The sequence below is a fragment of the Rhodomicrobium sp. Az07 genome, assembly GCF_018619475.1.
Classification (GTDB): Bacteria; Pseudomonadota; Alphaproteobacteria; order Rhizobiales; family Rhodomicrobiaceae; genus Rhodomicrobium.
Genome location: NZ_JAHFZG010000017.1, coordinates 63,640 through 70,485, shown reverse-complemented (window position 1 = coordinate 70,485; position 6,846 = coordinate 63,640). Strand labels below are relative to the sequence as shown.

At 64.9% G+C, this 6,846-nt stretch carries 4 protein-coding genes and 1 pseudogene; all 5 read right to left on the bottom strand.

All coding sequences use genetic code 11. The features are described from left to right. Positions 1-885, bottom strand: a pseudogene (locus KKP04_RS12765) (NAD-dependent DNA ligase LigA); the annotation flags it as partial. After that, positions 875-2,578, bottom strand: coding sequence for a DNA repair protein RecN (recN, locus tag KKP04_RS12760; RefSeq protein ID WP_215031944.1), 1,704 nt, complete (start codon positions 2,576-2,578; stop codon positions 875-877). The pseudogene KKP04_RS12765 and the gene recN, both read right to left, overlap by 11 nt. 239 nt (positions 2,579-2,817) lie before the next feature. Further along, entirely contained in the window at positions 2,818-3,681 is an 864-nt protein-coding gene (locus tag KKP04_RS12755) for an outer membrane protein assembly factor BamD (protein WP_215031940.1), read from the bottom strand. A gap of 263 nt (positions 3,682-3,944) precedes the next feature. After that, positions 3,945-4,907: a UDP-3-O-acyl-N-acetylglucosamine deacetylase gene (gene lpxC, locus KKP04_RS12750; protein WP_215031937.1), complete on the bottom strand. Its 963-nt coding sequence runs from the start codon at positions 4,905-4,907 to the stop codon at positions 3,945-3,947. A 320-nt stretch (positions 4,908-5,227) separates the two neighbouring features. Beyond that, positions 5,228-6,811: a cell division protein FtsZ gene (ftsZ, locus tag KKP04_RS12745; protein WP_215031934.1), complete on the bottom strand. Its 1,584-nt coding sequence runs from the start codon at positions 6,809-6,811 to the stop codon at positions 5,228-5,230. Positions 6,812-6,846 lie beyond the last annotated feature (35 nt).

Below are 6,846 nucleotides of genomic sequence, written 5' to 3'. Positions count from 1 at the left end.
CCCCCGAACCTCCCCCCATCCCCAAGCGAAGAAACGCAACGGCCGCGCGGCCGTGATCGCCGGGTCGAGCTGGCGGAGCGAGCCTGCCGCCGCGTTCCTCGGGTTCGCGAACATGCGCCCACCCTTGTCGATCTGCCGTTCGTTCAGCGCCTGAAAATCGGCGTGGCTCATATAGACTTCGCCGCGCACCTCGAACACGGCGGGCATGTCGTTCGCGCGGATCGCCTGCGGGATGTCGGCGATGGTGCGGACGTTCGCCGTCACGTCCTCGCCCTCGGAGCCGTCGCCGCGCGTGGCGGCCACCGCGAGCCGCCCGTCTTCATAGCGGAGCGACACAGAAAGGCCGTCGATCTTCATTTCGGCGGTGATTTCGAGCGCGTCGTACGGGCCGAACTTCAGGAAGCGGCGCACACGGCCCGCGAAGTCGGCGACATCCTCGTCGGAAAACACGTTGCCGAGCGACAGCATGCGCACCGAGTGGCGCACCTTCGCGAATTTTTCGGACGGTGTCGCGCCGACCGTCTGCGACGGGCTTTCCGGCGTGATGAGCGACGGGAACGCCGCTTCCAGCGCATTGAGGCGCAGGCGCAGGCGATCATACTCGGCGTCGGAGATTTCCGGCGCGGCGTTATCGTAATAAAGCCGGTCGTGGCGCGCGATCTCGGCGGCGTGCGCGTCGTGCTCGTCCTTCGCGTCTTCGGCGGAAAGATGTTCGGCGTGCTTCAGCGCCTCATCGCGGAAGGCAGCTTCTTCCGGCGCGGGCGCCGCCGCACCTTCCGCGCCTTGCGTCGCTGCAAGCAAAGGCTGCGTGGCGTCCGCCATGTCCGTCTTGCGGGAACGGCGCGCCTTCTTCGCGGGCTTGTCCCCCGCCGCTTCAGGCGACATGATGCGCTCCGACGTGGCGCGCGCCGATCAGGCTTTCGGCGGCGGCGCGGGCCTCTGCCGTGACCTCCTTGCCGGCGAGCATGCGCGCGATTTCCTCGCGGCGGCCATCCATACTCAGCGTCTCGGCGCTGGTGGTGACGACGATGGCGTCGCCTTCGCCGCGCGCGGCCTTGTGCAGCCGGATGTGCTGGTTTGCGTTCGCGGCCACCTGCGGCGAGTGCGTCACCGCCAGCACCTGCGCGCGCGTGCCAAGCCGCGCCTGCCGCTCGCCTATGGCCGCCGCCGTGGCACCGCCGACGCCCGTGTCGATCTCGTCGAACACCAGAACCGGCGCGGTGGCTTTTTCGGCAAGCACCACCTTCAGCGCGAGCAGGAAACGGGCAAGCTCGCCGCCCGACGCCACCTTCATCAGCGGTCCCGCCTTCGCGCCCGGATTGGTCTGCACGTAGAACATCGCCTGCTCGCGCCCGAAAGGCCCACCGCGAAGGCCGCTGCGGTCTTCCGGCATGGGCTCGATTTCGGTGGCGAAGCGCGCCTTGTCGAGCTTCAGCGGCGCAAGCTCGGCCTGTACGGCGGCGTCGAGCAAGGCGGCGGTCGCCCGGCGCTTTTCGGTCAGCGCGTCGGCGGCGCGGGCATAGATCGCGGCTGCTTCGTTTGCGACTTTCCGCGCGGCGATCAGGTCTTCCTCGCCGGTTTCGATGCGCGCGAGGTCGGTGCGGAAGCGGGCATGCACCGCAGGCAGATCGTTCACCGTCACGCGGTATTTGCGGGCGACCGCGCGCAGCCGGAACAGCCGTTCCTCGATGGCTTCGACGTTGTCGCCGCTTTCGCCGCGCAACTGCGCTTCCACGAGTTCGCGCGCTTCCTCCGCCTCGATCAGCACGCGTTCCAGCGCAGACTGGATCGGCTTCAGCGCTTGCGGGATATTCGGCGTGCGTTCCAGACGGCGAAGCGCGGCGCTGAGTTTCGCTGCGGGAAATTGCGGCGCGTTCAGCGCGTCCGAGATGTCTTCAAGGTCGGCGCGGGCCTTCTGTGCCGCGACGATAGCGGCGCGCTTCGTGGCAAGCTCGTCCTCTTCGCCCGGCTGCGGCGCAAGCTGGTTCAGCTCTTCGCAGGCCGCCGTGAGATAATCCTTCTCGCGCTCCGCCACGGCGAGCGCCTTCTCAAGCTCGTCGACGGCCTTGTTCTTCTCGCGCCACGCCTCCCAGAGCCGCGAAACGTCCTGCACCTCGCCAATGAGACCGCCGAACTGGTCGAGCAGATGTCGATGCGTGGCCGGATCGAGCAGCGCGCGGTCGTCGTGCTGGCCGTGAATTTCGACGAGCATCTTGCCGAGTTGCTTCAGGAGGCCCGTCGAAACCGGGCGGTCGTTGATGAAAGCCTTGGTGCGGCCGTCCTCGCCCTGCACGCGGCGCAGGATCAGCGTGTCCTCGCTGTCGAAGCCTTGCTCGGCCAAAAGCGCCATAGCGGGGTGCGCGTCATGGAGGTCGAAAGAAGCCGTGACGCTCGCGCTCGTCGCGCCGCGCCGCACGAGGCCGCCATCGCCACGCGCGCCGAGCGCAAGGCTCAGGCTGTCGAGGATGATGGATTTGCCCGCGCCGGTCTCACCCGTGAATACGGTGAAGCCCTTCTCGAAACCGAGGTCGAGCTTATCGATAAGGACGATGTCGCGGATCGACAGGGCAACAAGCATGCCGTTTCCTTAACGCGATTCTCGACGCGTGGGCACCCGTGTCCTGGTAGCGCGCCGATGACGCAGAGCGCAGCCCCACTATCATCTCGGTCAGTGCCCGAATCGTTCGCCGATCATCCGCCCCAGCGCAGACGGACGTCCATTAGGAATGGTTGCCGCCCCGGTGGCAGATGTCAAAACCTAGGCGGTGCTATGAAAATGAGCTTTCCGCTCTGCCGGCAAGGGCGCTGCAAGAAATGCTACCCGGCGACGCTGCCGACGGTGCGCTTCCACGCGTGGCTGATCCATGAGCCGGTGTCTTCGCGCGGCGCGGTGCCACCGGATTGCAGAAGCGCGTAGGCGTCCTTGTACCACGGGCTGTCGGGGAAGTTGTGCCCCAGAACCGCCGCCGCCGTCTGCGCCTCGTTCACGATGCCGAGCGCCATGTAGCATTCCGTCAAACGCATCAGCGCCTCTTCCACATGCGTCGTCTGCTGGTATTCGGTTACGACCGTCTTGAAGCGATTTACCGCGCCGAGATAATTGCCCTTCTTCTGCCAGTAGCGGCCGACATTCATTTCGGATGCGGCGAGCGTATCGCGGGCGAGCTTGATGCGCCGCTTCGCATCGTCGGCGTAGCGGCTGTCGGGATAGCGGCGAATCAGCGTTTCGAGTTCGGCTATGGCCTTTTTCGTTTCGCCCTGATCGCGCGTCGGCCCCGACATGCGTTCGAAATAGGAGCTGGCGATGATTTCCTGCGCCAGCGCGGCTTCCTTGCTGCCGGGATGCAGCGCGAGGAAACGGCGCGCGGCGGCGACGGCTTCCGGGCCCTTGCCTGCCTTCTGATAGGCGTAGGCCGCCATCAGAGTGGCCTTTTTGGCCTCTTCCGAATAGGGATAGAGCTGATCGATGCGCTCGAACAACTCGGCGGCCTTGTTGTTCTTCCCCTGGCCGAGAAGTTCGTCGGCCTCTTTATAGATCTGGTCCGGCGGGCGCTGATCGAGCTGAGACGAATCCGAGTTCGAGAAGAAAGAACCCATCGACCCGCAGCCGCCAAGAGAACTGCTCAACGTCGTCGCGAGAATTACCGCTGCGAGAGTTTGCCCGATCGATCGCAATCCCATCGTCCTTGCTCCAGGCCCCGTATTTCGAGTTCGAGCAGCAATGCGCGACTCGGCTTCCGCTATTGTTACGTTCTTGTACGGCGAAAAGCCGCAAAATGATGGTGAAATGAGGAGTTTTTCAGTCAAAGCTTTTGCACTGGGGAAAAGCTGTCCGCGCAACGTGGCCAATCAGCCGCCGCCGTAGCGCTCCTGGGCGAGTGTCCTAACCCCGCAAAACGCAAAATGGCCGGGAAAACCCCGGCCACTCATTCATACGGATTCGATCAGGCGTTCTCCGGCGCAAAATTCGGAGTCGCGAAGGCCAGACCGAAATCGGCGCGCGGCGAAACATAGTGACGGCGCGTCTTGTCGGCGGCTTCGACGACGGTCCACGCGTCGCGGTTCTCGTAAAGCGCGTGCAGCATCATCGAGTTGAGCTTGTGGCTCGGGCGCTTCGAACGATACAGGCCGAGGATCGCCGCGCCCGCAAGCGCGAAATCGCCAACCGCGTCGAGCGTCTTGTGACGAACGAATTCGTCGTGATAGCGCAGGCCTTCCGGGTTCAGGATGCGGTCGTCACCGATGGCGACTGTGTTTTCCAGCGACGATCCGAGCGCGCGCCCGGCGGCCCAGAGTTGCTTCACGTCCTTCATGAAACCGAAGGTGCGCGCGCGGCTCAGGTGCTTCTTGAACGATGCCGGGGTCACTTCGAGGTCGATGCGCTGGCGACCGATCAGCGGCGTCGGAAAATCGATTTCGATGTCGAGCCGAAAGCCGTCATAGGGGAAGAATTCGCCGATGGAGCCGCCGTCCCTGACCGCGACGGGCCGGAGGATCTTGATGTAGCGGCGCGCTTCGTCGAGTTCGCGGACGCCCGCCTCATCGATGGCTGCCACGAACGGTTCCGCGCTGCCGTCGAGGATCGGCAGTTCGTTGCCGTCCACCTCGATGTCCGCATTGTCGATGCCCATGCCGCGCAGCGCCGAAAGCAGATGCTCCACGGTCGCGACGGAGGCGCCACCCGCTCCGCTGATCACGGTGCAGAGCGTCAGATTGGTGACGGAACGGAAATCGCCGGGGACGTGGCCCGCGTTCTTTCCGCCGGAAACGTAGAAATTATAGCCGGTGTTCGCCTCGGCCGGGTGGAGGATCAGCGATACTTCCGCGCCACTGTGCACGCCCGTCCCTTTCAGGACAATATCGCGCTCAAGTGTGGTCTGCCTGTTCGAATAGCTTCGAAAGCTCATAAGAGTGCGCCGTTCTTTTGTGCCACGGTGCCTTCCTTTGCCGAAGGAAAGCACCCCCCATCGTGCGCCGGACGATGCCCATGGCTTCTATGCGAGCATCGGTAGCTACACGCTACTCTTGGGCCGGCGGTCTGCCGGTACGCACGCGGGAAGTCCAATACATCCGACTGCGGCAAAGTTAGCCGCGCAACTCAGCGCGCTTCAAATCACGCTTTTTAACAGTCTGTTACGGATAGCGCTGACAGGTCGATACAACCAAAAACGGCGCTCGGGTGAGGGCCGGAGCGCCGTGCACGGAGGTTGAGGAAGGCCTCCTGCGATCAGGACGTCGGCTTCCTGAAAAACTTCGGAATTTCAATGGCTTCGTCGCTATTCTGCCGAGCGGCGGCAGGGTCGCCTTCCAGGTCTTCGCCCGCGTCGTCATGGCTTGCGCCATTCCGATGCCCTTGTTCTGCCACAGATTTTTCATGATTTGAGCGTGGCTGAAGAGCAACAGATTTGGTCTGCGAAGGCGGGCTTGCCTTCGACGCGTTGCGATCGCGGCCCGCCATCCAGTCGAAGAAGCCGCGAGGCTTGCCGGAACTTCGATTCGAGGCGGCGTTGTTGCCGCCGCTGTCGGCCTGCCCGAGTTCCGGAAAATCCGAAAATGTGAGTGGCCGCCGCGGCGCGCGGGCGGTCTTCGCGGGCGGCATCGGCTCGAAACGCTGGCCGTTATCCGCCGAAACGGGCGGAGCGCCGTCATCGGGGCCGCGTCTGCCCTTCGGTTCGAGCACCACTCGCCGATCCGGTGCCTGACGCGCGGGCTGCTCGCGCAATCCGCCGAACGGCGCGCGGCGCGGCGCTTCCTGTTGGACGGACTGCATCCGCTCGGCAAGCCCCGCGTCCTTATCCACAGGTGGCGGCGGTGCGATATGCTGGGAGGCGACGCCGGATTGTATCCCGGTTGCGACCACGGACACGCGGAGCCTGTTCTGGAGCGACTGATCGAACGTCGCGCCGACGATGATGTTCACGTCGGGGTTTTCTTCCGGATCGACCTCGCGGCGGATGCGGGACGCGGCCTCTTCCACCTCGTAAAGCGTCATGTCGAAGCTGCCGGTGATGCTGACGAGCAGCCCCTTCGCGCCGCGCATCGACACTTCGCCGAGCAACGGATTCGAAATCGCGGCTTCCGCCGCCTGAAGCGCGCGCTTCTCGCCCTCGGCCTCGCCCGTGCCCATGAGCGCGGTGCCCATGTTCTGCATGACGGTGCGCACGTCAGCGAAGTCGAGGTTGATCAACCCTTCCTTGACCATAAGATCGGTGATGCAGGAAACCCCGGAGCGCAGCACGTCGTCGGCGCGCGAGAAGGCGTCAGCGAAGGTGGTGCGCTCGCTCGCGACGAGGAACAGGTTCTGGTTCGGGATGACGATGAGCGTATCGACATGCTGCGCGAGACCCGCGATACCGACATCCGCGGTGCGCATGCGGCGCTGGCCTTCGAACTCGAACGGCTTCGTTACCACGGCGACCGTCAGCACGCCGAGTTCCTTCGCCGTACGCGCGATGATGGGCGCCGCGCCCGTCCCGGTGCCGCCGCCCATGCCCGCCGTGATGAAGAGAAGATGCACGCCGTCGAGATGGGAGCGGATTTCCTCGATGGCTTCTTCAGCCGCCGCCGCGCCGATCTCCGGCCGCGAGCCCGCGCCGAGGCCCTCGGTGATGCCGACGCCCATCTGGATGGTGGTGTAGGCCCCCGATGAGGCGAGCGCCTGGGCGTCGGTGTTCGCGGCGATGAACTCCACGCCTTCGAGCCCGGCTTCAACCATGTTGTTCACGGCGTTGCCGCCAGCGCCGCCCACGCCAATGACCGTGATGCGCGGCCGCAACTCCGTCAGGCCAGGAAGTTGCAGGTTAATTCCCATGGCAGCCTCGTCAGCTTCCCTTTCGGACGTGGCGA